This is a genomic window from Domibacillus indicus (assembly GCF_000970685.1).
GTDB lineage: Bacteria > Bacillota > Bacilli > Bacillales > Domibacillaceae > Domibacillus > Domibacillus indicus.
In genome coordinates, this window is record NZ_LAJB01000007.1 from 267,127 (window position 1) to 291,879 (window position 24,753).

At 43.7% G+C, this 24,753-nt stretch carries 26 protein-coding genes; 4 read left to right on the plus strand and 22 right to left on the minus strand.

All coding sequences use genetic code 11. From position 1 onward, the window contains the following. Positions 1-13: 13 nt before the first annotated feature. The 12 genes from murD to VP98_RS09520 all read right to left on the minus strand — a co-directional run bounded on the left by murD (position 14) and on the right by VP98_RS09520 (position 13,649). On the minus strand, positions 14-1,363 hold the full coding sequence (murD, locus tag VP98_RS09465; RefSeq protein WP_046175133.1) for a UDP-N-acetylmuramoyl-L-alanine--D-glutamate ligase: 1,350 nt from the start codon (positions 1,361-1,363) through the stop codon (positions 14-16). Beyond that, positions 1,360-2,331, minus strand: a complete 972-nt coding sequence (gene mraY / locus VP98_RS09470; protein ID WP_046175134.1) for a phospho-N-acetylmuramoyl-pentapeptide-transferase — start codon at positions 2,329-2,331, stop codon at positions 1,360-1,362. The genes murD and mraY overlap by 4 nt, the downstream gene beginning before the upstream one ends. Beyond that, positions 2,324-3,811 carry a UDP-N-acetylmuramoyl-L-alanyl-D-glutamate--2,6-diaminopimelate ligase gene (locus tag VP98_RS09475; RefSeq protein WP_407919212.1) on the minus strand — a complete coding sequence of 496 codons (1,488 nt, stop codon included), beginning with the start codon at positions 3,809-3,811 and terminating at the stop codon, positions 2,324-2,326. The genes mraY and VP98_RS09475 overlap by 8 nt, the downstream gene beginning before the upstream one ends. A gap of 119 nt (positions 3,812-3,930) precedes the next feature. Beyond that, on the minus strand, positions 3,931-5,823 hold the full coding sequence (locus tag VP98_RS09480) for a stage V sporulation protein D (RefSeq protein WP_046175135.1): 1,893 nt from the start codon (positions 5,821-5,823) through the stop codon (positions 3,931-3,933). 104 nt (positions 5,824-5,927) lie between these two features. Beyond that, positions 5,928-8,132 (minus strand): penicillin-binding protein, encoded by a 2,205-nt coding sequence (locus tag VP98_RS09485; RefSeq protein ID WP_046175136.1) that lies wholly within the window; start codon positions 8,130-8,132, stop codon positions 5,928-5,930. Further along, positions 8,129-8,479: a cell division protein FtsL gene (gene ftsL / locus VP98_RS09490; RefSeq protein WP_046175137.1), complete on the minus strand. Its 351-nt coding sequence runs from the start codon at positions 8,477-8,479 to the stop codon at positions 8,129-8,131. The genes VP98_RS09485 and ftsL overlap by 4 nt, the downstream gene beginning before the upstream one ends. After that, positions 8,472-9,437 (minus strand): 16S rRNA (cytosine(1402)-N(4))-methyltransferase RsmH, encoded by a 966-nt coding sequence (gene rsmH / locus VP98_RS09495; protein WP_046175476.1) that lies wholly within the window; start codon positions 9,435-9,437, stop codon positions 8,472-8,474. The genes ftsL and rsmH overlap by 8 nt, the downstream gene beginning before the upstream one ends. Before the next feature lie 22 nt (positions 9,438-9,459). Further along, positions 9,460-9,891 (minus strand): division/cell wall cluster transcriptional repressor MraZ, encoded by a 432-nt coding sequence (mraZ, locus tag VP98_RS09500; RefSeq protein ID WP_046175138.1) that lies wholly within the window; start codon positions 9,889-9,891, stop codon positions 9,460-9,462. Between the two features lie 125 nt (positions 9,892-10,016). Continuing rightward, positions 10,017-11,633 (minus strand): bacillithiol biosynthesis cysteine-adding enzyme BshC, encoded by a 1,617-nt coding sequence (gene bshC, locus VP98_RS09505; protein WP_046175139.1) that lies wholly within the window; start codon positions 11,631-11,633, stop codon positions 10,017-10,019. Between the two features lie 111 nt (positions 11,634-11,744). Further along, a complete protein-coding gene (locus VP98_RS09510; RefSeq protein ID WP_046175140.1) occupies positions 11,745-12,608 on the minus strand; it encodes a 2-dehydropantoate 2-reductase in 864 nt (287 codons plus the stop codon). Positions 12,609-12,882: 274 nt separating this feature from the next. Next, entirely contained in the window at positions 12,883-13,056 is a 174-nt protein-coding gene (gene rpmF / locus VP98_RS09515; RefSeq protein WP_046175141.1) for a 50S ribosomal protein L32, read from the minus strand. A gap of 62 nt (positions 13,057-13,118) precedes the next feature. Beyond that, positions 13,119-13,649, minus strand: coding sequence for a YceD family protein (locus VP98_RS09520; protein WP_046175142.1), 531 nt, complete (start codon positions 13,647-13,649; stop codon positions 13,119-13,121). 146 nt (positions 13,650-13,795) lie between these two features. Between VP98_RS09520 and VP98_RS09525 the strand changes: the two genes are divergently transcribed. Further along, positions 13,796-14,983, plus strand: coding sequence for a nucleotidyltransferase (locus VP98_RS09525; protein WP_046175143.1), 1,188 nt, complete (start codon positions 13,796-13,798; stop codon positions 14,981-14,983). Here VP98_RS09525 and VP98_RS09530 read toward each other — a convergent pair. Further along, positions 14,975-16,012: a SepM family pheromone-processing serine protease gene (locus VP98_RS09530; RefSeq protein ID WP_407919213.1), complete on the minus strand. Its 1,038-nt coding sequence runs from the start codon at positions 16,010-16,012 to the stop codon at positions 14,975-14,977. The genes VP98_RS09525 and VP98_RS09530 overlap by 9 nt on opposite strands. Positions 16,013-16,194: 182 nt before the next feature. Here VP98_RS09530 and ylbJ point away from each other — a divergent pair, with 182 nt between their 5' ends. After that, positions 16,195-17,319 carry a sporulation integral membrane protein YlbJ gene (gene ylbJ, locus VP98_RS09535; protein WP_046175145.1) on the plus strand — a complete coding sequence of 375 codons (1,125 nt, stop codon included), beginning with the start codon at positions 16,195-16,197 and terminating at the stop codon, positions 17,317-17,319. Between the two features lie 18 nt (positions 17,320-17,337). On the opposite strand, the gene coaD is transcribed toward ylbJ, so the two are convergent. From coaD to VP98_RS09550, 3 genes are all read right to left on the minus strand, one after another. Beyond that, positions 17,338-17,832 carry a pantetheine-phosphate adenylyltransferase gene (coaD, locus tag VP98_RS09540; protein WP_046175146.1) on the minus strand — a complete coding sequence of 165 codons (495 nt, stop codon included), beginning with the start codon at positions 17,830-17,832 and terminating at the stop codon, positions 17,338-17,340. Next, entirely contained in the window at positions 17,832-18,401 is a 570-nt protein-coding gene (rsmD, locus tag VP98_RS09545; protein WP_046175147.1) for a 16S rRNA (guanine(966)-N(2))-methyltransferase RsmD, read from the minus strand. Before rsmD ends, coaD begins: the two co-directional genes overlap by 1 nt. A gap of 101 nt (positions 18,402-18,502) precedes the next feature. Next, positions 18,503-19,906 carry a stalk domain-containing protein gene (locus tag VP98_RS09550; RefSeq protein ID WP_046175148.1) on the minus strand — a complete coding sequence of 468 codons (1,404 nt, stop codon included), beginning with the start codon at positions 19,904-19,906 and terminating at the stop codon, positions 18,503-18,505. Between the two features lie 132 nt (positions 19,907-20,038). On the opposite strand from VP98_RS09550, the gene VP98_RS09555 reads away from it, so the two are divergent. After that, positions 20,039-20,416, plus strand: a complete 378-nt coding sequence (locus VP98_RS09555; protein ID WP_046175149.1) for a DUF7147 family protein — start codon at positions 20,039-20,041, stop codon at positions 20,414-20,416. 35 nt (positions 20,417-20,451) lie between these two features. Here the strand turns inward: VP98_RS09555 and VP98_RS09560 are convergent, their stop codons facing one another. Genes VP98_RS09560 through VP98_RS09570 form a run of 3 tightly spaced genes read right to left on the minus strand, consistent with a single transcriptional unit; the run spans position 20,452 to position 22,226 of the window. Further along, positions 20,452-20,727 (minus strand): YlbG family protein, encoded by a 276-nt coding sequence (locus VP98_RS09560; protein WP_046175150.1) that lies wholly within the window; start codon positions 20,725-20,727, stop codon positions 20,452-20,454. Positions 20,728-20,752: 25 nt separating this feature from the next. Continuing rightward, on the minus strand, positions 20,753-21,193 hold the full coding sequence (locus VP98_RS09565) for a YlbF family regulator (RefSeq protein ID WP_046175151.1): 441 nt from the start codon (positions 21,191-21,193) through the stop codon (positions 20,753-20,755). A gap of 37 nt (positions 21,194-21,230) precedes the next feature. Then, the gene (locus VP98_RS09570) at positions 21,231-22,226 is read right to left on the minus strand and encodes a CAP domain-containing protein (protein WP_046175152.1); all 996 of its coding nucleotides are present in this window, start codon (positions 22,224-22,226) and stop codon (positions 21,231-21,233) included. Between the two features lie 234 nt (positions 22,227-22,460). Here VP98_RS09570 and VP98_RS09575 point away from each other — a divergent pair, with 234 nt between their 5' ends. Then, entirely contained in the window at positions 22,461-22,817 is a 357-nt protein-coding gene (locus VP98_RS09575; RefSeq protein WP_046175153.1) for a YugN family protein, read from the plus strand. Between the two features lie 38 nt (positions 22,818-22,855). Here VP98_RS09575 and VP98_RS09580 read toward each other — a convergent pair whose 3' ends face one another. The 3 genes from VP98_RS09580 to ctaF form a co-directional block, all read right to left on the minus strand. Next, positions 22,856-23,320, minus strand: a complete 465-nt coding sequence (locus tag VP98_RS09580; RefSeq protein WP_046175154.1) for a DUF420 domain-containing protein — start codon at positions 23,318-23,320, stop codon at positions 22,856-22,858. A 62-nt stretch (positions 23,321-23,382) separates the two neighbouring features. Then, positions 23,383-24,288, minus strand: coding sequence for a cytochrome c oxidase assembly factor CtaG (gene ctaG, locus VP98_RS09585; RefSeq protein ID WP_046175155.1), 906 nt, complete (start codon positions 24,286-24,288; stop codon positions 23,383-23,385). Between the two features lie 130 nt (positions 24,289-24,418). After that, the gene (gene ctaF / locus VP98_RS09590; protein WP_046175156.1) at positions 24,419-24,751 is read right to left on the minus strand and encodes a cytochrome c oxidase subunit IVB; all 333 of its coding nucleotides are present in this window, start codon (positions 24,749-24,751) and stop codon (positions 24,419-24,421) included. Between the last annotated feature and the right edge of the window lie 2 nt (positions 24,752-24,753).

Below are 24,753 nucleotides of genomic sequence, written 5' to 3' on the forward strand. Positions count from 1 at the left end.
CCCCGGCTCTTTCTTATAACGTATTCACGCACTCAATAAATATGTCTCCGCGTTCTTCAAACGTTTTATATTGATCCCAGCTTGCGCAGGCTGGCGATAATAAAATCACATCTCCTTCTTTAGACAAGGCAGCTGCCTTCTGAACAGCGTCATTCATATAATCAGCTTTTTCAAAAAGTGGTATGCCTGCTTTTTCGGCTGTTTCTCTCCATTTTTCAGCTGTTTCTCCAAAAGCAACAACCGCCTTGACAGCATGCAGATATGGAAGCAAATCATCAAATCCGTTTCCACGGTCCAGTCCCCCTGCAAGCAAAATAACCGGTGATTGAAAAGCGGTCAGCGCGCTTTTTGTTGCGAGCGTATTTGTTGCTTTTGAGTCATTATAAAACTTCCGGCCTTTCCATTCACGGACAAACTGCGTACGGTGCTTAACTCCCGAAAAGCTTTTAAGAACATGACTAATTGCTTCATTAGAAACGCCTGATAATTTCACTGCTGCCACTGCCGCCAGAATATTTTCGAGGTTGTGGCTGCCCGGAAGTGCAATATCAGCTGCTGACAAAACCGCTTCTCCGTCGAAATAAACCATGCCTTGTTCTACATAAGCCCCTCTTTCAACCCGGCGGGAAACGGAAAAAGGAATGATGCGGGCGCGGCTTGTTTCCGTCATGGATAATAAAGCTTCCTGATCCGCGTTCACAATTAAATAATCTTCCGCTGTCTGGTTTTCCGTAATCTTTATTTTCGCTTTTGCATATTCTTCACGTGAGCCATGGTAGTCCAAGTGGGCATCATAGATATTTGTAATGATGGCAATATGCGGACGGAATTTCTGAATCCCCATCAGCTGAAAAGAAGAAAGCTCAATGACTACATGATCCTTCACAGAGGCATGCTGGACAACTTCGGAAGCTACTTTTCCAATATTGCCCGCAAGCACTGTCCCTTTGCCGTCTTTTTTCATCATTTCTTCAATCAGTGTGGTGGTAGTCGTTTTTCCGTTGGTCCCCGTAATCGCAATAAATGGCGCCTCCGAGATAAGGCCGGCCAATTCTACTTCTGTAATGACCGGCAGCCCCTTGGCCACCGCTTTTGATACAATCGGGTTTGAATACGGAATGCCGGGATTTTTCACCATGACCTCAAAACCTTCATCGAGCAGCGTTAACGGGTGGCTGCCACAAATCACGTTAATTCCCTCGGCTAAAAGCGAGCGGGCTGCTTCATTTTCTTCCAGAGGCTTTCCATCGTTAACCGTTATCTCGGCCCCGAGCTTTTTTAATAACCGTGCTGCTGCAAGGCCGCTTTTGGCCAGTCCCAGCACCAATACTTTTTTTCCACTAAACTCATTAATCTGTTTCATATATTCCATACTCCAATCCAGACACCAATCGCTGCTGCCACCACGCCGACTGACCAAAATGTCACGACCACACGCCATTCGGACCAGCCGCCTAATTCAAAATGATGATGCAGCGGGCTCATTCTAAAAATTCGTTTTCCTCTCGTTTTAAAGGACCAGACCTGTAAGATAACCGACAGCGTTTCCGCTACAAAAACGATACCGATCAATAGCAGCAAAAATTCAAATTTCGTTAAAATGGACAAAACAGCGATAGCTCCGCCGAGCGCTAATGAGCCTGTATCTCCCATAAACACATGCGCCGGATACGCATTAAATACCAGAAACCCAATAATTGCTCCCACTACTGAAAATGCAAAAATAGCTGTCTCATCAAGCCCCTGGCTCCAGGCAATAACAGCATATGCCCCGAATGCCACCGAGGCTGTCCCGGATACAAGGCCGTCAAGGCCGTCCGTTAAATTGACAGCATTTGAAAAGCCCACAAGCCAGAACAGCACAAACAAGGCGTAAAGGATGCCCAGGTCAAGAGAAAAGAAGCCAAACGAAAGCTCTGTTGATAACCCGTGCTGCGCATAAATAACATAAAAAATGATCGAAATAATAATTTGCCCAATTAACTTTTGCAGAGAAGTCAGCCCGAGATTCCGCTTCATGACCACTTTAATAAAGTCATCAAGAAAACCAAGCAGCCCAAACCCGATTGTTACTAGCAGAAGAAGAGTCGTTTCTGCTCCTATCGAACCAAACAGCTGGACGAAAAATAAAGTTGTGACCACAATAGAAAGCAAGAAGACAATCCCGCCCATCGTTGGCGTGCCTGATTTTTGCTGGTGTGATTGAGGCCCCTCTTCCCGAATACTCTGTCCAAATTTCAAGCGCCGTAAAAATGGAATAAAAAGAGGCGCGATAATAAGAGTAATAAAAAAGGAAACTGCAATAATTAATGCGATCTGCCATTCATTCATGTTTCTCACCTTCCTTTTGCAGAAGTGCTTCTTTTGCCGTTTCCCGATCATCAAAATGCAGGACATTCTGGCCAATAATTTGATATGTTTCATGTCCTTTTCCAGCGATAACTACTGCATCGCCAGGGCGGGCATCTTCAATCGCTTTAAAAATAGCTTTTTTCCGATCTTCAATTACCAGATACTGCTCATCTGGCACACCGGATTCCATATCGGCTAAAATCGCAGCAGGGTTTTCGCTGCGCGGGTTATCAGAGGTAAAGATGGCCTGGTCCGCATAACGGCAAGCCGCCTGTGCCATAAGCGGCCTTTTTGTTTTGTCACGGTCTCCGCCACAGCCAACCACAACTGTAACACGTCCTTTTGCCAGCGGACGAATCGTTTCAAGCACGTTTACCAGGCTGTCCGGAGTATGGGCATAATCAACTATCACCGAAATATCCTGTTTATTCGGTACAAGCTCAAACCGGCCTGCCACACCTGCTACACTTTCCAGTGCTTTTCGAATCGTTTCAGGGTTGATTCCAGACACAAATCCAGCTGCAAAAGCAGCAATCATATTATAAACGTTAAAGCGGCCCGCTAATTTTGATTGAACAGATACTGTGCCTCCTGGATATTTAACAGTAAAAGCAGTTCCTTCAGAGGTCAGGCGTACATTTTCAGCTTTCACATCGGCCTTATTATCAATACCGTACGTGACAACGTGGGCCGCTGTCATTGATTGATAAATAGATGAGGCAGCGTCATCAGCGTTTAAAACAGCAAACGCCGGCCTGCCGGCATAAAACAAATTACCAAGGCGTGCGAATAAAAGACCCTTGGCCGCCCGGTATTCTTCCATTGTTTTATGAAAATCAAGATGGTCCTGCGTTAAGTTAGTAAATACAGCTACATTAAAGGCTGTACCATTTGTCCTGCCTTCTTGAAGGGCATGAGAGGAAACCTCCATTACAGCGGACGTAACACCCGCCTGTTTCATTTTTGAAAATGTTTTTTGAAGTGTCAGGCTTTCCGGCGTTGTATTTTTCGTTTCGATTGTTTCATCACCAATTTTTATATACATGGTTCCAATCAAGCCGGTCGTTTCCCCATGGGTCTGCAATATTTGCTCAATAAGGTGGCTCGTTGTTGTTTTCCCGTTCGTGCCGGTAATCCCAATCAAGTGGAACCCTTCAGTTGGGTATTGATAGAAGTGTGCAGCTAAATAGGCCATTGCCCGTTTTGTGTCGGACACATAAATAACAGGTACAGATACATTAACAGGGCGCTCTGCCACAATGGCAGCTGCCCCTTTTCGCACAGCTTCTTCCGCTGCTTCATGACCGTCAAAGGTAAAGCCTTTTATACAGATAAATAACGATCCCTCTTGAATAAGCCGGTGATCGTTTTCAATCGAAGTAATCGCCGGGTTTCCCTCTTTATCTTGCTGATAAAATGGAAGCGCTGCGAGCACAGTTGATAAATCCACGTTTTTCAATCCTTTCTCTTCTCAGAACACTATGTACAATTCCCGCGATTTCTATTGTAACGAAAAAAAGCCGCCGATGCGAATGCTTTTCAGCCTGTTTCGGCCAAATTTGGCGGCATTAAATAAATTTATTTTAGAAATACACGTACTTTGCTTCCTCTTTCTACTTTCACGCCTTGTTTTGGAGATTGTGAAATCACTACCTTGCCTCTTCCCTCGGTAACAATATTAACGTTCACCAGCTGCTCTTTTAGTTTTTCCTTTGTTAACCCTATTAAATTCGGCACGCTGATAAGGTCTGGATCATTCCACGCTTTTTCTTTTTCAAGCTGGTTCTCCTGTTTTTTTACATGTAACAGCGGCAGAATATCCTCCATCATTTTCCCTACAATAGGCGCAGCCACTGTTCCGCCAAATTGAACAGTACCTTTGGGATTATCAATGGCTGTATAAATCACCACTTTAGGGTCATTTGCAGGAGCCATCCCGATAAATGAAACAATATGATTATTCTCCAAATAGCGCCCGTCTTTTGCTTTTTGGGCTGTTCCTGTTTTCCCGCCAATTCGATACCCATCTACAAAGGCGTTTCTTCCCGTGCCTTTTGCTACCACACTTTCAAGAGCGCGTCTTACCTCTTTTGACGTTTCCTCCGATATAACACGGCGCACTTTTTTTGGCTTTTGAATGGACTCTACTTTTCCCGTTACTGGATTTACCCAGCTTTCCGCCACATGCGGTTTATACAGAATTCCGCCATTAATCGCAGCTGACACAGCGGTTACCTGCTGAATAGGGGTGACAGCTACCCCTTGTCCAAAAGCAGCTGTTGCCGCTTCTACCGGGCCTGCTGATTCTTCTGTAAATAAAATACCGGTCCCCTCTCCATACAAATCAATCCCTGTTTTTTCACCAAATCCAAACTTGCGAATATAACTGAAAAGCCTTTTCTCACCCAGACGTGAGCCGAGTTCAACAAAACCCGGATTGCATGAGTTTTCCACCACTTCAAGAAACGTTTGGTGTCCGTGTCCTTCCCGTTTCCAGCACCGCAGGCGGGCACCATCAACTTCTACATAGCCAGGGTCCGAGAAGTGTTCACGGTCAAGATCAACCTCTTTTTCCTCCAGAGCTGCTGCCAGTGTAATAATCTTGAACGTAGAGCCTGGCTCAAAGGTGCTCCAAACCGGCAAATTCCGATTATATATGTCAGGATCATATTCACTGAAGCGGGCAGGGTCATAGGAAGGACGGGAAGACATTGCCAAAATAGCACCTGTATTGGGGTCCATTGCAATGCTCATCGCTCCATCTGGCTTGTACGTTTTTTCAGCCTGGTCCAGTTCTCTTTCCATTACTGCCTGAATGTCCGCATCAATGGTCAATTGTAAATCCATTCCGTTCACCGGTGCTTTATAATCATTAGCCAGGCCGGGCATTTGATTTCCTTTGGCATCTGTATACATCTGGATAGAACCTGGTTTTCCAGAAAGCTTCTGGTCATAATACGCTTCAATACCGGCAAGCCCTTGATTATCCGCGCCTGTAAATCCGATAATGTGGGCGAGCCGGTCTTTTAACGTGTAATCACGGATTGAGTCTTCGCCGAGCCAGACCCCCTTTAACTGAAGATCCGCTACAGCCCTGGCTGTTTCGGCTGATAAGTGTCTTCCTTTTGAAGAAAGCCGTTCAATAGACGAGCGTTTTGTCATTCGTTCATATAAAACGGATTCTTTTTCACCAAGAACCGCCGCTAATTTTTCAGCAGTCTGCTCTGGATCATCAATTTGAGCTGGAATTACATAAACAGTCGGAGCATTTTTATTGCCAACGAGAACCTTGCCAGTACGATCAAGAATAAGTCCGCGTTCAGGTTCGGCGGGAATGCTTCTTCCCCAGAGTTCTTCTGCTTTGTCCGTCAATTCACCCCCATTAAGCAATTGAATATAGCCTGTTCGGATAATCAGGGCTGAAAAAGCGATAAAAGAGAAAACAAGTATCCAAAACATTCGAACCCGCATCGCACATCCCCCTTTTCTTCATGATCATATGCAGCATGAAAAAAAAGTTGACAAAAAAGCTGCCTCAAACATAAAGTGCGCGGCACTTAGTGAGGCAGCTTTTTTTATCGGGACTGGTCCGATTCAGCGTTTGCGTTTTGATTTGCTTCTTCAGCACTTCCCGGCTCTTCAAGCTTAATAATTAATTTTTGGCCTTCTTGTATTGTTTTACCTGCTTGTATATTTTGTGAGACAACATAGCCAGAACCTGAATAGCTTACCTTGAGACCGGCTCCTTGTGCTATCTTCATAACGTCGCGGATTGCCCACCCGCTCAGATCCGGCATTGTCCATTCGCCCGATGTCAGGAGCACCGCTTTTTCACCTTGAAGAAGCTTTTCACCGGCTGCCGGTACTTGTTTGGTAATTTCACTGCCGGTGCCAATAATCACTGGATCAAGTCCCGATCCTTCATAGTCTTTACGCGCTTCAGCTGTTTTCCTGCCAGTAAAGTCTTTTATTTTAACAGTTTGAGAGACAATTGTTTCTTCCGGCTGGATATTTAAATACTGGAGGCTGTTGCGCATCACAGGATTAAATACTTTCGACACAGGTACTGATCCGGATTCATTGTCAAGCTTCGGCTTAGCGACCGCCACATACACAATCAGCTCTGGATCATCTTTCGGTGCCATGCCAAGAAATGAAAACAGGTAATTGTTAGTGCCTGTTAAATACTGGCCGTTTTCCCCGACCAGCTGTGCTGTTCCTGTTTTTCCGGCTATGTCGTATCCTTCAATATGATAGGGTTTTCCGGTACCATGCTCCGCTGTAACGACTGTTTCAAGCACATCCAGGGTTTTCCCGGCCGTTTCTTTGGAAATTGGCTCACCGACTACTTCTGGCTCTGTATTCACAAGCGTTTTCCCGGTCGTGTCATCAACAATCTTTTCGATAATATACGGCTTCATCATTTTTCCGCCATTTGCAACAGCTGTTGCCGCCTGAACCATTTGCAGGGCATTAACGGTAGAACCCTGTCCGAATGCGGTTGTTACCTGCTCAAGCGGATAATTAAACAAAATGCTTCCAGGTGCCTCATTTGGCAGTTCAATTCCTGTTTTTTGGCCAAAATGGAAGTCTTCGAGATACTGCCTGAACACACCCGGGGTTATTTGCTCGAGCATATTGGCAATCGCTACATTTGAAGAACGCTGGATCCCTTCTTCATACGTGATTTTTCCCCAGCCGGCTCCTCCGTTATGATCACGAATACGGTTTGGCCCCACACTGTATGTGCCGGACTCATAGGTAGCGTCCGGATGAAACACGCCTTCTTCGATGGCTGCGGCCAAAGTAAAAATTTTCATAGTAGAACCGGGTTCATATGAATATTCAACCAGGTCATTCATCCAGTTTACATCAAGACCTTCACGAGTGCCGGGGTGAAATGTCGGCCGCTGGCTCATAGCCAAAATTTTTCCCGTTTTCGCTTCCGCTACGATTGCGAATGCTTTTTCCGGATCATATTGGGTCTCGACTTCATTCAGGGCATCTTCCAGAAACGTTTGAATTTTAGAGTCAAGAGTTAAATAAATATGGTCTCCATCTTCCGGCTCTGTAACCATTTCCTGTTTCTCCGGAAGCAGATAGCCCCATAAATCACTTGTATAGCGTATCTTTCCGTTTTTTCCTTTTAAATATTTCTCATACGACTTTTCAATGCCCATCTGCCCTTCCGTTTCTACCGTGACATTGCCGCTTTCATCTTGCTTTTCTATCTGCTGTGCAAAGCCTATTAAATGCGAAGCAAATGTTCCATTAGGATAAAATCGCTTCGCCTGGCGGATAAACGTAAGACCGGGCAGATTTTCTTCTTCAATTTGCCGTTTTACGCTATTTGATAATCCGCGCCCCGCGCTTCCGAATTCTACCTGAAACGCACCGTCCTTTTTGAGCCTTGCCAGTATATCTTCTTCACTCATGTCAATATATTTAGCCAGCACTTTTGCCGTTTTCTCAGGATCAACTACATGATTCGGAGACTCTGGATTTGTTGTAACAGAATCATCTAAAATAGCGGCGATGGTGAAAGAAGTTGTATCTTCTGCAATTACCTGGCCATTTGTATCGTAGATTTTTCCTCTGCTCGCTTCAAGTACATCTGTGCGCATATATTTTTCAAGAGCTTCATTCTTCAACTCATGTCCATCTGCTTTTCCTGTTGCCTGAATATAAAAAACTCGCGAAAACAAGATAAAAAAGAGGAGGGCGAACCCTATGTAAAGGATCGCAGCTCCTATTTTACGATTATTTCTATTTTCTATCATTTGGGTTCAACAACCTTAATATTTTGTTCACTCAAGTCCAGTCCCCTTGCCTTGGCGCGTTCCCAAATTTTTTCATATGTGCTTTCTTCACTAATTTGCACTTCAAGGTCATGATTCACTTTTTCCTGCTCTTGAATTTTAGCATTCATATCTTGAATTTGCTTGTTCGTTTCGTAAATAGCCGCCTGTGTTGATATAAGCTTGGCACACATAAAGCAAACAGTAAGTACAAAGACAAGAAACAACACCTTTTCTCCTGGTGTGAAAAATTGCTTGATTACCTTTCTCGGTTTGGCGGGAGCGGTTCTTGGCTGGTCGACAACTGGCTTTTGGGCTGTATTATTCACTTGGATCCCCCCTAAACGTTTTTTTCTTTTTTTCGGCAATACGCAGCTTGGCAGACCGAGCCCGGTTGTTTTTTTCCAACTCTTGGTCTGTAGGCATAATCGGTTTTCTTGTAACCAGCTTTAAAACAGGCTCATATTCTTCAGGAATCACTGGCAAACCAGGCGGCAGCTGCGGGCCAGAAGATGCTTCTTTAAAAACAGTTTTGCAAATACGGTCTTCAAGTGAATGAAACGTAATAACACTAATACGGCCGTTAACTCCCAGTAAATCAATGGCATCATGAAGCGATCGTTCAAATACACCGAGTTCATCATTCACAGCAATCCGGATCGCTTGAAAAATCCGCTTAGCCGGATGGCCGCCTTTCCTTCTCGCTGGGGCTGGAATGGCATCTTTTATGAGTTCCGTCAGCTGACCCGTCGTTTCAATTGGCTGCTTTTCACGTGCCGTTTCAATTCTGCGGGCAATCTGCTTAGAAAACTTTTCCTCTCCGTATTTAAAGAAAATCCGGACAAGCTGTTCAAAGGGCCATTCATTCACCACGTGATACGCTGACAGCGAAGCATGCTTATCCATTCGCATATCAAGCGGCGCATCGTGATGATAGCTGAATCCGCGCTCAGGTGTATCAAGCTGCGGCGATGAAACGCCTAAATCGTATAAAATGCCATCAACTTCTTTAACGCCTCGCTTATGAAGTTCTAATTTTAAATGTTCAAAATTGCTTTTTATAAATTCAACGCGATCAGCAAATAATTCAAGCCTTTTTTTGGCATGGGTAATCGCTGTTTCATCCTGGTCGAATGCGTATAATTTCCCATGAGGCCCAAGCTGTGAAAGCAAATATTCACTGTGGCCTGCTCCTCCAAGTGTACAATCAACATAAATCCCGTCAGGGCGAATGTTCAGCCCGTCAACCGTTTCATGAAGCAGAACGGTCGTATGATTAAATTCCATCTTCTTATCAGTCCAATCAACGTTATAAATCAAAATCAGTTAAACTTTCTGCAATGTCTGCAAATGAGTCAGCCGACATTTCCAGATACTCGTCCCATTTTTGGGCATTCCAAATCTCCATCCGATTAGAAACCCCGACAATTACACATTCTTTACGGAGCGATGCGTAGTGCAGCAGCGGCTCGGGAATATTTATTCTTCCCTGCCTGTCGAGCTTACAGTCATTTGCTCCTGAGAAAAAAAAGCGGGTAAACGCCCGGGCATCTTTTTTAGTTAACGGTAAAGTGGATAATTTGCGTTCTATCTCTTTCCATTCATCAAGCGGGTATGCAAATAAGCACTCGTCAAGTCCGCGCGTTACAATAAATGTTTTATCGGAATCACCACGGAATTTCGCAGGAATAATCAATCTGCCTTTTTCATCGATTGAATGACGGTATTCCCCCATAAACATTGTGCTTCCCCACTTTCTACACTAACTTTACCACATCCCCCCACTTTGCACCACCAATTTCATGACAGGCTGACAGTCCTTTTTTTCTTACAAAAAAAAGCCTGCCCAAAAGGCAGACTTTTCATTTAAATATATATAACATAGTGGCTTCCATCATGCTTATACGACTGGCCGAGTAATTCATCAACGAAAGATGGCCCGTACGAATTTAAGAAAGGATATAAGTTCCATACTCTTTCCTGCAGCCCATCCGGCCGCAGCCGCATTTCTGCCAGGTTAAACCGGCGCAGTGCCGCTTCGTGCGTCTGCTTTAAAACAGCTTCGCTTTTTTGAAGGAGAATATCGATTTGCCGTTCATGATATGCCTTGTTTTTCTCAACAATTGGCATAAGTCCTTTATGGAGCTCCTCCGCCCGCACTTCGATTTTCTTATAGCCGGCCAGCAGCTGCTGCTTTGTCTGTTCGACCAGATCATGCAGGTGATGATCTCGAACGGATTCGATATAAGCGTTTTTTTCCTGTCCCACGCCGCTTTGAACAGCCGTTTCAACAGATATGCCAGTTTCTAAAAGAGTGCTTGCCGTACCCCGGTCGACAATTGTTATATTTAAGCGCGGAACGACCGGCGGCATATTCATCTCAAAATGTTCAAAAGCGCCTTTTAGTTCAGCCCAATACGCAATTTCTCCCGGTCCCGCAATAAAGGAAAGTGTTGGAAACAGCCATTCCTGCATAAGCGGACGTGTCACCACATTATTGCTGAATGATTCAGGCGACTCTTCAAGAAGCTGAAGCAGGTCCGCTTCTGTATATTTGCGGCCGCTTTTGCTGACAAAAAGCCCATTTTCCCTTTCCAGTAAATAGCGTTCCCCTTTTTCTATTAAAAATAAGTTTGCAGGCTGCACGCCTGTCTCAATGGCAGGAGTAAAGCCCATCTTCTCTATCTTTTCCTGTGTATTTTTAACCGCTTCTGCTAACGGTTCACTTTCCAAAATCAAACGCTTGAAAAAAGAGGATTCAAGTTTTCTCAGGGCAGGATCGGCCGCATCGACCAGCAGCAGGCCGTGCCTGGCAAAAAAAGAACCGGTTAAATATGCAAAAAATTCTGTAAACGTATCGCTTTCTTTTACAGCCGCTTTTAAATCGTCAAGCAGCTGGTTGGTATACTGCGTTTCTTTCAAACAGGCAAAAACAGATGTGATCCATTCCCACATTACCTTTTTATCGTAAACCGTGCTTGATGCCGGCTGTTTTTTTATAAAACGCTCGGGGTAGCCCATTTTTTGCATACGTTCATTTTTTTCAACAAAAACATGGTTAATTTCTAATAAATCATGGTCCTCCCCGGCAATCCAAAAAATAGGCACCACTGGAATACCAAGCTTTTCTTCCTGCTCTTTCGCTAAATGCAGAATAGAAATAATTTTATGTATAGAATACAGGGGACCTGTTAAAAGTCCCGCCTGCTGGCCGCCTATGACTGCTACGGACAAGGGGTTTTTCAGCTTTTGAAGCGACTGCTCCACCTCTTCTGTAAGATGGTGGGGAGACATATAGTTTTGGATTACATCTGCCAATTCTTCTCGTTTAAATATCCGCGTCCGCACTTCTTCAGCACGTTGTTCAAAAGACTGCTGCAAGAATGGATTATAGTCAAAAAAGACTTCGGTACGAGGTGAACCGTTAATATATTCATTTGCGAACGGGTTTAAAGCGGGAACAGAAATGCGTTCTTGTTCCATACACGTACTTCCTTTCTTTCGGACAAATTTTCTTGTTCGAGTATACCACCTGTTGGATTAAAAGAGGAAATAATGTGCCTGCTGCCAAGCATTTTTTTTAAAAAGCCGGCTTCAGCCGCCTGCTTTGCCTTTTACAAGGCTGTATAAAATCGTAAAAGCGGAGGTTTGTATATTCTTCCGGGCCGCCTCATTTAACAGCGCTCCTACAATTGCATCCAATTCAGTGATCCGTCCTGCTTTTACATCACCTAACATTGACGATTCATTGGATGCTGTCCTGCGGCAGACTGCCAGAACAGACTCAGCAGCCTCTTCTTTTGAATAATATGGAAAAACAGACACAAACTCTTCGCAAAGTGTTTTAACAGCCGCACGGTAAGCAGGGTTTTCTACAAGTTCTCCATTTTTTACGTTAAGAAGCGCAGTGAGCGGGTTGATAACAGTGTTCGCCGCCATTTTATCGACCAGCATTTTATACGCATCCATTTCCCAGTGAAAAGAAAAGTTCACTGTTTCCAGCACGCTGCCAATCTTATCGCTTCCCCCTATTATAGAAGCCACCTTTGTTGTGTTGCGCCCATTCACTTCAATTGACCGTCCATCTACCCTGGAGATTCCATGAGTAACAGAAGCAGCATAAACATTCGAATGAACAAGACGCTGCATTTGTTCAAAATGGCTTAAACCATTTTGAACAAATAAAAGTGACGGCGCATTGGGAAGGTTCTGCAGGACTCCGTCTAAATGATATTGTTTCACAGCTATGACGGCCAGTTCTGTTTCTGCCGGAGCAGACGAAGCTGCCTTGACCATATAAACCGCTTCACGGCCATTTTCTATAACCCGGATCCCTTCCTTTTCAATCCGTTCCCCCTGTTCCTTTGTTCGTGTTTGGACAGTCACTTTGTGGCCGCTGCACCACTGCGAAGCAAAAAACAACCCGATTGCTCCGCCTCCAATTATATGAATATTCATATTCTGCTCCTATGTTATAAGCCATTCTCCCGGCCTCTGCTTTTTAATTCATTTTATTATATACCAAAAACACCTGAACAGAAGTAATTCAACGAATCTTGTTTTTTATCAAAAGACCAAGGTGAGCCAGGGATCATACCTGATTCTTTATACCCTGATGTTCTTGCTTAAAGGTAAGCTGGCTTTCTTGATTCCCCTTATAAAGATTAATAAAAAAACACAAAAAAAGTGAAGAGCCATGGTCTCTCCACTTTTTTCGAAAGATGAAAAAGTCTTATTTGCTAACGACTTCTTTGCCTTTATATGTTCCGCACTCTTTGCACACACGGTGCGCAAGTTTCATTTCACCGCAGTTCGGGCAAGCTACCATACCAGGCACTTGAAGTTTGAAGTGCGTACGGCGTTTGTTTTTGCGTGTAGTAGAAGTTCTTCTAAAAGGTACTGCCATGTGATATACACCTCCTTAACGGAATAAAAACTATATGAAGCCAGAATAGCTGTACTTCTCAATTACTCATCATCGGACGAAAAGAAGTTTTGGAGCCCGGCCAGTCTCGGATCAACAGCCGGCTTTTCCTTTTCTGGAAGTTCATCTTCCTCTTCAAAAAACGCCCAATCTTTTCCAGAGTGAACAACATGCTGATCCGCTTCTTCACTGAAAATCTGCATCGGCACCTCTAAGATAATCGCCTCTTCCAAAATCGGCCGCAAGTTAATTACGTTTCCTTCTGGAAAATGGACATCTTCCTCTTCGTAAGATTCGCCTTCCTCCGGCTTTAACAAAAACCGTTCAGTGAGCGGAATCTCAAAGGCGTAAGGCACGTCTACAAGTGTCCGTGAACAAGGGACAATCATTTCACCCGTTGCTTTTACATGAAAAACAATTTGATCATGACGGATATCAGCCCGTCCCGTTACCCGGACAGGTGAAATACGGCGTATGTCATTATCGAGCGTTGTTAACTCTGTTACGTCAACTGTTTCATCAATTTCAAGCCCGCGGTCGCGGTATTTTTGCAGTTGAATTATTGACCATTTCATTTAATCACCTCAAGGCAACAAAAGTAATTATAGCCCTCTCCAGGATGAATGTCAATATATTTTCTTTACAGTGAAATGTCGGTTTGACTTTTTATTCACCATCTTTAAAAATAAAAGTACATTCTCTTGAGGAAAGGACGTTTTCAATGAACGCTGCTGGTATTGTCGTTGAATATAACCCATTTCATAACGGACACCTCTACCATATAAATGAAACGAAACAATTGTCAAACGCAGAGGTGATTGTCGCTGTTATGAGCGGCTCCTTTCTGCAGCGCGGAGAACCGGCCGTTACAGATAAATGGACCCGGACTAAAATGGCCCTGCAGCATGGAGTTGATATTGTCGTTGAACTTCCTTATGCTTTTTCTACTCAAAAAGCAGAGACCTTTGCGACAGGCGCTATTCATATTCTCAATTATTTAAAATGCCAATTTTTTTGTTTTGGCAGTGAAAACGGGCAAATCGCTCCGTTTCTTCATGCTGCAGAGCGCTTAAAGCAGCAAAACAATGAGTTTTCCAGGCTTGTTCGCTCTTTTATGAAAGAAGGAGTGAGTTATCCATCCGCCCAGACAAAAGCAAGAGATTCCATTTTTCAAAAGAACCCTTTGCCGCTTGACTTATCGAAACCAAATAACATTTTGGGCCTTCATTACGTTCAGGCAAACAATGAGCTCGGCTCCCCTATGACGCCTCTGACTATCCTGAGAAAAGGGGCTGGTTTCCATGATACAGAAGCAAAAGGATCTATTGCGAGTGCAACAGCAATTCGAAAACAGTTGATTGAAAAAAGCGGTTCAATTGATCATGCAGTGCCCCCTTTAAGCGCTGCAGCACTAAAAAAACAATTTCTGCATTCATGGGAATTATATTGGCCGCTGCTGCGCTACCGCCTTTTAACCATTGAGCCCGGACAGCTCGCTTCCATTTATGAAATAGAAGAAGGAATCGAGCCGCGGCTGATAAAAGCCGCTCTTCAAAGCGATTCATTTGCTGAATTTATGCAGCGGGTAAAAACAAAACGGTATACCTGGACCCGCCTGCAGCGAATGATGACGCACATTTTAACAGACACCGATAAAGAAAGCATGGAGCAGGGTGCAAATGTTTCATTTATCCGCTTGCTTGGCATGACAGAAGCCGGCCGTGCTTATATCCGGTCAGTCAAAAAAGATATACAGGTGCCGCTGATTTCGCGTACAGCTTCCGGCAGCAGCCTTCTGTCACTGGATTTAAAAGCGTCACGAGTTTTTGCATCCGCTCCCCGGCTGCCGGGAGAGTATGCTCACTCCCTTCTTAAGCAGGAATATTCAACGCCGCCGATCTTACTTTGAATCAGAAATACGTTTTAAATAATCAACTGCATCTGAAAAGGTTTTAACCGGCACGACCTTCATATCTGTGCCGATATCTGCGGCTGCCTGAACAGCCTCTTCATAATTGGTTTTGAGGCCGCCGCTTTCTGCCGGAAGCTGATCATTCGGGGCAAAAAAGAACTCTGCTCCTGCCCGGTCGGCTGCCACAACCTTTTGCGAAATGCCGCCAATCCGGCCCACTGTTCCATCTGACGAAATAGTACCCGTCCCGGCAACCTTTAAACCAGCTGCTATATCCTCTTCTACCAGCCGGTCGTAAATTTCGAGAGTGAACATAAGACCTGCGGAGGGACCGCCAATGTCTTCTGCTTCGAGCTTTACAGCCGGATCGGTTCGCAGTGTGCGGTCATCTGCCAGGCTGATGCCAAGGCCAGACTTGCCTCCCGCTTCAGCAAAAGCGTCGAGTTGAATGGTTTTCTTCATTTTTTCTTTATTGCGTATAAAGGCAATAGTCACTGTTTCGCCTGGTTTTTTTGATTGTACGTAATTTGTCATTTCTTTTGACGATTTTATTTTTTGGCCGTCAATAGTCGTAATTCGATCACCTGCTTCAACGATTCCTTCAGCAGGCATTCCAGGAAATACACCAAGCACATAAATACCGTTATATTTCCATTCGTAGGATTTTCCCGCTTCATCAAATGCCACCGTAATAGCATTTTGCTGAGAGGTATCCATTAAATGAAACTGCCTCACGTTGTATTCATCATTCGATTCATGCGGATAACGTACTTCTTCTTTTGGCAGTATTTCTTCATAATCACGCATATATGCCCATGCATATGAGTAAACGTTGGCCGGTCCCATCCGGATAGTTGTCAGCATCAGTGTACTCGTATCATTTTGGTCTCCTCCCTCTACATGCACAATCGGGTCAAGCTCATGTGCTCCGCCGGGTTTTGTTACATAATAAGGAAGCGGTATAAAAGCGGCTGCAATGATAATAAAAAGCACAGCATACAGGAGCACAGTTTGTTTATTCTTCACATTTGTTCGTCCTTCCATGCAGAAATCTCTTTGAGACGGCGCGGCCTGTTCAGTCTTCTATTCGACATCACTTGTTTCCCCTAGTCTATTCTTGAACACCCCACATATCCTTTTGTACAGGCTCTTTTTATTTTACAAAATTTTAAGCCGCTGCGCTTTATATTACACTCGGGAGGCTTTTTATGTGGAAAAATTACGCTGCTGCTTGCCTGGTTACACTTTTCGCCGCTGCCCTTCTTTTTTCTCCTCAAACCGGCTTGCAGGCAGCAAAGTACGGAATGGATATGTGGTGGAAAACCGTTTTTCCCTCTCTTCTTCCCTTTTTTATCTTGACCGAATTAATGGCAGGTCTCGGGGTCATTGCTTTTTTTGGCTCTCTGCTGGGGGGAACTATGCAATTTTTCTTTCGCATTCCCGGGCCTGCCGGCGTTTCCTGGATGCTGTCGCTTGCTTCCGGATTTCCATCGGGCGCGAGGATGGCAGCCCGGCTTCGTGCGGAACGCTCCATTACACGAATTGAGGCCGAACGGCTGACCGCAATGGCCCACTCGTCCAATCCTTTGTTTATTTTAAGTGCTGTCGCCTCAGGATTTTTAAAAAATCCTGAAGCAGGTTTTTTGCTGGCAGCCGCTCATTATAGCGGAGCATTTTTTGTAGGACTGACGATGCGCTTTTATGGAGGACGCCCGGAAGGACAAGCAAAAAAAGTAAAGATCGAGCCTTTAAATGCTTTTAAGGAAGCCAGAAAAAAGGATGGACGCGTGTTTGGCACAATGTTTGCCGACGCTGTTCTGTCATCTGTGCAAACACTAATGCTGGTTGGCGGGTTTATTCTCTTTTTTTCTGTTTTAACTGCTCTGTTAAACGAGTATGGCGCGGCCGCTTTTTTATTTTCATTTTTTCCTGCCCAGGAAACAAGCATGCCAATCGCCCGAGCTTTATTTGCCGGTTTTTTTGAACTAACCTCCGGCTCCCAGCTGTCAGCTTCTCCTTCTATTGCTTCAAGTACAGGCCTTCTTTTAATTAGTGCCATTCTTGGATTCAGCGGTTTAAGTGTGCACGCACAGGTAGCTGCCATTATTAGCAGCACGGATATTCGTTACGGCCCGTTTTTTGCTGCCCGGGTCCTTCACGGCTTTTATGCAGCCGTTATAATGACCCTGCTTCTCTCACGCCCGTTTTCTTTTCCGGCAGCGAGCCTTTCTTTTGTACCGGAGCACGGCATGATATTTACGCTTTTATTTCTTGGAATGGCTTCTATCCTGCTGGCTTTTCGCTGGTCAAAAAGCCGGGAAAAAAGAATATGATCTTTTTTCCCGGCTTTTTCATACAGAGGAATTGGAAAGGCGCTTTTTCCTTAAAGCAGCTTCGACTTCTTTTGGGACGAGCTCTGAAATATCCGCGCCATATTTCGCCACTTCTTTTACAATGCTTGAGCTAAGAAAAGAATACTGGCTGTTCGTCATCATAAAAAATGTTTCGAGTTCATCGTTCAGCACGCGATTCATTGACGTAATCTGCATTTCATATTCGAAATCAGACACCGCGCGGAGCCCGCGTAAAATAGCTTTTGCATTGACTTGCTTCGCATAGTCAACAAGCAGGCCCTGGTAATGATCCACCTCGACATTTGGGATGTGAGAGGTAACCTTTCGGATTAACTCCGCTCGTTCTTCAGCTGAAAATAATGGTTTTTTGGACGAATTGCTTAATATCACTACATATACTTTATCAAACACTTTTGCCCCACGCTGAATGATATCCAGATGTCCGTTTGTAATTGGATCAAAGCTGCCCGGGCACACTGCAATACTTGCCATTAGTCTTCCTCCCCATGGTCTGCTTCCTTATAAATCGAAACAGAGATGATTCCATATGTTTCACTTCGCTTGCAGAAAAACGGGCCAATCTGTTCTGGAAGATGTACTTCCTCCCCGTGTTCACACATAATAAACCCGTTTTTCGCCAGCAGTTTATTCTGGGCTATAAATTGAAGCGTGGATTCAAGCTTTTGTTTTTTATAAGGCGGATCAAGAAAAATACCATCAAACGACAGCCCCCGCTTTACAATAGCTTTTAAAGCGCGATCCGCTTCATTTCGATACACTTCCGATCTTTCTTCCAATCCGGCCGTACGAAGATTTTCCTTTACCGTTTGAATCGCTTTCATGTCCCGGTCAACGAATATGATTCGGTCAAATCCCCGGCTGAGCGCTTCAATACCCAGGCCTCCGGAACCTGCAAAAAGATCGAGGCCGAGACCGCCTTCAAAATAAGGACCAACCATATTAAAAATGGATTCTTTTACTTTATCAGTGGTCGGGCGCGTATCTCTGCCCGGCACCGCTTTTAAGGGAAGCCCCTTTTTTCCGCCTGAAATAATTCTCATTTTTTAACCTGCCATTCATTTTTCTTCATTTATGGTATCATAAACAACTAAATGAAATCTACAGCGCCAAAAAGAAACCCTGCATCAGTTTTACAGGGTTTCTATAAGCCGTAAGACTTCAAATGGACTGCTTCCTTCGTTTCCTGCACTTCTACAAGGAAAATTTTTTGAAACCAGATTTTATCAATGTAAATGGCACCATCGATTTTTTGAAGAGCCGTTTCATATAAAGTATATGGGCGTTTATTTAAAAGAACTTGATTCCTGCTTAAATAAAATTGGTACGTTTCAAAGTCTTTCCTCATCAGCAATTCCTGGGCGTACTCTTCTTTTACAGAAAAGCCGAGCGCTTTCGCTGCCTCTTTTAACGGGATGTAAAGCATGCTATCTTTTTTCTTTATATGAAAAGAAGCTTCCACTTCTTCTACCATTACGGGACGGCCGTCAAAAAAAGTGAGCGCGGCTGCCGGTGAATGAATGCTTTTGTTTTTTTCGAAATAGTCGGTTTGCTCGCCTTTTACCGATGACAGGGCTTCATCAAGTTTCTGGCTGCTGAGTTTTTGCCCTTTCAATTGCCAGAGCTCGGCTTTCCATTTTTTTTGTTCTTCTTCTGTTAACATAGATATAATTTCTTTATTCATACCTGCTGCTTTTTCTTCCTCCGGCTGTTCATTATATAAAGCAGCAGCAAGCAGAGATATCATCCACTGCTCTTCTTCGGGGAAAACAAAATACTGAGCCAAATAATCATTAATCATCTTTGTGCGTATCGATCCCAGGTCGCTTTCCTTTTGAATGAATGTCAGCCCATTAAGCTGCTGCGCCCTGACACCCTGGGTAATCACAATCACTTGAGCAGCGCTTTCCTTTTCAGAAAACAGCACGGAAACCGAGTCTGCAGGTATGTCAACGGGATTTTCCGCAAAAACAGTAATACTGCCTGCCCTGCTTTGGGGCATCGGACTTTTTTGCCAGAATAAGGGCGGGTTTTCAATTTTTCCTTCAAAAGAATAAAAATCAATCATTGAGAGACTTTTAGATGCTGTTTGTGCAAGAGAAGAAATCCACTGTCCTCCTTTTTTCGTGTGATCTGTAATTTGAAGGTTTGTCTCGACAATGTCAACCCCTTCAAATGAAGCCTGCCAGTTATTTAATAAAAAAGATTGAGAAGAAAGCGAAGCCGGGATCCGGTATTGGATGTAGAAGTCTCCGCCGGCAGCAGTTATCGTACCAGACTGGCTTGCTGTTACACATTTATCTCCCCTGGAGCAGGACAGCTTTTGCACATCAGCAGGAAGTTTCATCGTTAATGTTGTTCTTTCCGGCAGTGAATGAAGGGTTTGTTTTACGGAAAATCCATCATCCTGCACATCTATTTCAAGTGTTTGGTCTGCTGTAACTTTTTCAGAAGCGCTGGACAATTTTTCATAGCCAATCCATTGAACAGTAATTAAGCTTCCAGAAAGAACAAGCAGCACAACAGAAAATAAAAGGACTTTTTTCACAAATAATCCTCCTTAACTAGGTAATATAGCTTAAATTCATCATATCAAAAAAAAGTGAACTTGACGATGATTTTTGTTAAAAGAAGCAGAATAAATGCGTATAATAAAAGTGGAAGAAACGGAGGGTAAAAGATGATTCAACGATTTATTGAATTAGGGGAAGGGTATTCAGATTTATATGAACTTATCAATATTGCGGAACGGTCAAATGAAAGGCTCGTTCATTTTATTGCTCTGCACGCCGGAGAAGCTACTTCGTGTGCCGTTATTTTGCAGCCCACCGCTACAGGCGGTTTTCAGCCGATTTACATATGCCGGGAAGGGATCCCTAACCCTCGCAAAAAAGAAAGCGAGCGGTTTCGGTTGTTTCAAGAGGCTGCTGCTTTAAGCGGCCGTCCCGTTATTCAGATGGAAGTGAAATCCTCAGCTCTATTTGCGGACAAAACACTTTATTACCAGTACTTAATCGGAATTTTGCGGCTTAACAACTATCTTCCTCCCCTCTCTTAAGAACAAAAAAAAGGCTTGTCAAAAGACAAGCCTTTTCACACACCTATTTTATAATCATATTCTTTCGCTTTATCCGGCCGGGAATTTTCATAATCCACTTTTAAAAATGGCTTCTCAGACAAGTCGACTTTTTTCACAAAAGAAAAAGCAGCAATTTTCTCTGCCAAATCCGATGCTTCGGCATGATTGCAGTATAAAACTGCATACTTCATTTTTTTCGATACATAATGAACATTCCCATATTTACGCAATGACTTGGCCGGCTTCAGTGAATGAAGCCAGACAATTAATGCTTGTCGTTCCGTCAGCATAATTCACCCTCCGCACCTTTTATTTTTAAGCGGAACAGCCGCATGAACCGCCACTGCCGCAGCTGCCGCAGCCGCTTGTAAAAACCGATCCTGCTCCCGGCACTTTCACCTGCTCGGATACCGAACGGGCAATAAGCAGACTGATATCATCTAAAAGCTGCTGCAGCTCTGTCTCGGCCCGCCGAAAAGCCGCAACATGTTCATCCATATCCATTTCACGCTTAGCGGTACGTGTGTCCATCATAATTTGTTTATAATCTGGATGATAACGTCCAAATCGCTGGACGTCTTCATATTTTTCTTTCAGGCGGCTAAAAGCAAAAATTTTATATTTAACGGATTCAACCGTATAAAGCTTATTGTAACAATCCTGATATCGCTTCGCTTGTTCTGATTGAAGAATCATATCGCCAAGCTCATCCGCGGCATTAGCCACATTTATGAGTTCCATCGTTGTAGCAATCATTTCTGGCACCTCCATCGGCTTATTTTATCATACTTCGCTACATTCCGGTGAATATTTGTGTAAAATGAGTACGATAAGCCCCTGTTCCAAACGAACTATAAGACCTGTCTAACAGAATCTCCCGCTCTTCTGCAGAATTCAGCCATGCTTCTATAGCGGCAGGTGCATCAACATAGTTGGCACTGATCAGTTCATTTGATGCCTGGAATGCGATGCCCGCTCCTGTTAAACGCTCTTTAACATTTCCAAACTCCGGTGATTCATGATCAAAAAAACCGGCTTCCAGCATATCTTTGCTATGCTCCCTTGCCAGCGCCCTGATTTCCGGTTTCCATAAAAGCCGCGGTACACCTGCCTGCTCACGAACTAGATTGCTTATATCCGCTAACTGTGCCTCGCTCCCTCGTTCAATATGAACCCACTCAGACATTTCCGGCAGTGGAACCTCCGGTAAAGTTCCTTCATAGACCAGCTCATACGGACGCATTTTAAGCAGAACATCAGCTGTCATGAAGCGGACACTGGACAATGTTCCGGTCTGCTGGTCAATATAAAGCTGTGCATAAAAATCGCCGATCGGAATAAGCGGCCTCAAATTCAGCTCTTCCTCCGATAGTTCAAAGCGATAGTAGCTGTCATTAGCATGCACGACGATTTCTGTTTCTGGATACCGGGAACTAAAAATTTCATTTGAAGACCGCCCAAGCGTAAAAGGTGCTGTATTGATATTCCCTTTAGCAAATACTGTTACCACATGGCCGCTTTCAATGCCTGCAAGCATATACTGGCCTGAAGACTTATAGACCCACCATTCATATCCGTATGCTGACGGATCTTTTCGAATTGGCTCTCCATATTCTTTTACAAGCAGATCCGCTGACTTTCCTATTATCGACCCGCTTCCCTCGCCTGGAGCCGGTTCCACCTCTGCCGGCAGCTCCGGCTCAACCTCGCCGATATTAACAGGCGGCGGCTTAAGAGGTTCATTGCTTTTTTCATCTATTGCTTTATCGGTATAAACACCAATTAGCATTAAAATTAAAAAAATGATTAAAATCTTAAAAACAGCTCGCAGACGATCATCTCCTTACATCCCCCGTCTCTTTCTTTTAACAGTATATCATTCTGTATCCACGATTGAAAAAACTTGTTATTTACTTCTTGGAAATTTGTTTTACTAGATCATCTCAACCACATTGCATGAAAGCGCAATATCGACTATTATGAAAGAAGAAAAAAAGATATATAGGCAGGAAGGAGTACGTTTATGAAATTTGAAAACACAGGTCTAGAAGGTACACAAATTGATTTAAACCAGCTTACGCATATTATGGAAGAGCATGACATGGTTCTTGCCGGCCAGTGGGATTATGAACGTGTTACATACGATCGAAAATTCGAATTAAAAGAAGGCGTCTATTACTTGCGTATTTTTGGTGTTGCGGTTAAAGGAGACGTGGGTGCTGAAGATGCGATGATTGAATTGCTGACTCCTCTCCTTGGCAAGCACTATTACCCACACGGCGTTGAATACGGAGCTGATGAATATTTTCCTGAATCACTCGTAAAAACATGTGAAAAGCTGCTGGCAGATATTAAGGGAGAAATTGTACATTTTGTTTAAAAAAAAGCTTTCCTCTAGTAAGAGGAAAGCTTTTTTCGTTATTCTCCGCCAAGAATTGCTTTAAAAACAGAGGTTGTCGGCCCGCCTGTATAAAAAACATATAAAAGCAGATAAACAGCCACTCCTGTAATCGCAGTAAAAAACCAAATCACGCTTGTGTATGGCCCAATTTTACGGTGAAGCTTCAAATTGTTTTTCAAGCCGCTCAAAATGGATACAAGCCCAAAAACGGCTCCTGTGGTCGCCAGGCAAATATGAAAAATTAAAAAGATAGTATAGTAAATTTTGATATCTGCCGGTCCGCCAAAAGCCGTGTTTCCGATAAATAAAGTCCGGCTAACATAAATGATGAAAAAGGTGAGTGCAAAAATTCCTGCTAAAAGCATTGTTTTTTTATGTTTTTCTATTTGGCGCCGTTTTATTTGCGCCCAGCCAATCGCTACAAAAACCGCACTCAGCGCGATAAAAAATGTGCTGATTGTCGGCAAAACTGGTAATGACATAGTAAAATTCCCCGCTTCCATTATGTAAGACAAAGGAAATGGAGGGCCATTTCCTTTTTTGGTTACTGTATATGATTATGGCGAGCTAATGCCGCCTCAGTAATTTTATCTGCATCCTCTTCTTCTTTTCTAAACCATTCAAAGAAAACCTGTGCCAGCACAAAACCGTACACAATTTCCTGAATAATTTTCATTACTATTCCGCCTGTTTTCTGATCTTCTACAACAGCCATACTGGAAAACAATTCAGGCCCGCTTAAATTCAGTCCAGATAAAGTGGAAGCCGGAACACAGAGCTCCATTGCCTGCAGCCAGGCTGCTCCATTAGAATACGTTTCATAAAGCGGTGTTGAAGCAAAAATAATTAATGCACAGGCCGGTGTTAACAAAACCCCGTTTGCAAATATATAACCGATTTTCTTTAACCCGTCAATTCCTTTGCTTTCGGGCTGCTCATTTACCAGCGGCCACCACATACAGATTGCCAGGAAAAATAAAACGACTGTATATAAGCTGTGCAGTGCCTCATTCATTTTAATGAAATCAAAAATGAGCGGGATATGATAAAACGAAAACATGCCATTGAATAAAATAAGCGCAATAAGCGGACGCGTGGCAAATGAAAAAATATGTTTTATGACAGGCGCCTCGATAGCCGGCTTCCATATCCACCAGGGAATAGCTTTTATAAAAAGCGGCGGCACTACGAGATAAAGAACAGCCATTTGAACCATATGGTATGTCATCATAATATGACCCATTAAATCAAGCGGCGAACCTTTTACTGCATACAAAATCAAGACAGCAGCCAAAAACAGCACTGCCTGGCGCTTCGTGAGCGGTTCACTTTCCTTGAATCCTCCCCGCCATTTAGCAGCCGTTAAAAAAAATAAAATCGTTATAAGCAGCAGTACAACAATAAAATACGGACTCCAGAGAGCCGGAAAACCAAATATACTGATTGGCACCTTATTCACCTCAATTATATTCGATGCTCCCCTTATTATATCGCCCCTATATGTTTGTGACAACGCCATCAATTGACAAGTTCATGACAGAAAAAAAGTGTTTCCTGTTTTCAGGAAACACTTTTTCTTCTTACCACCAAATGATTGTAACAAATGCAAGAATGGTTACAAATCCTACAATCACACCAGAATACATGAACAATTGCGGTGCTTCATGCCCTTTATGGCTCATATGCATAAAGTAATAGAGCTGGAAAATTACCTGCACAACAGCCAGCAATAAAACAAATGGTACAATAAACCATTTTGAAAAGCCAGCTCCTACAGCTGCAAAAGCGATAACCGTAAAGAAAATCATCATTGTAAAGGTTATAACCTGCATTCTCATTTCTTCTGCATGTTTTTTACGGCGGTATTCATACGTAACTTTAGGATCACCTGAATTCGGATGTAAATTCGCCATCG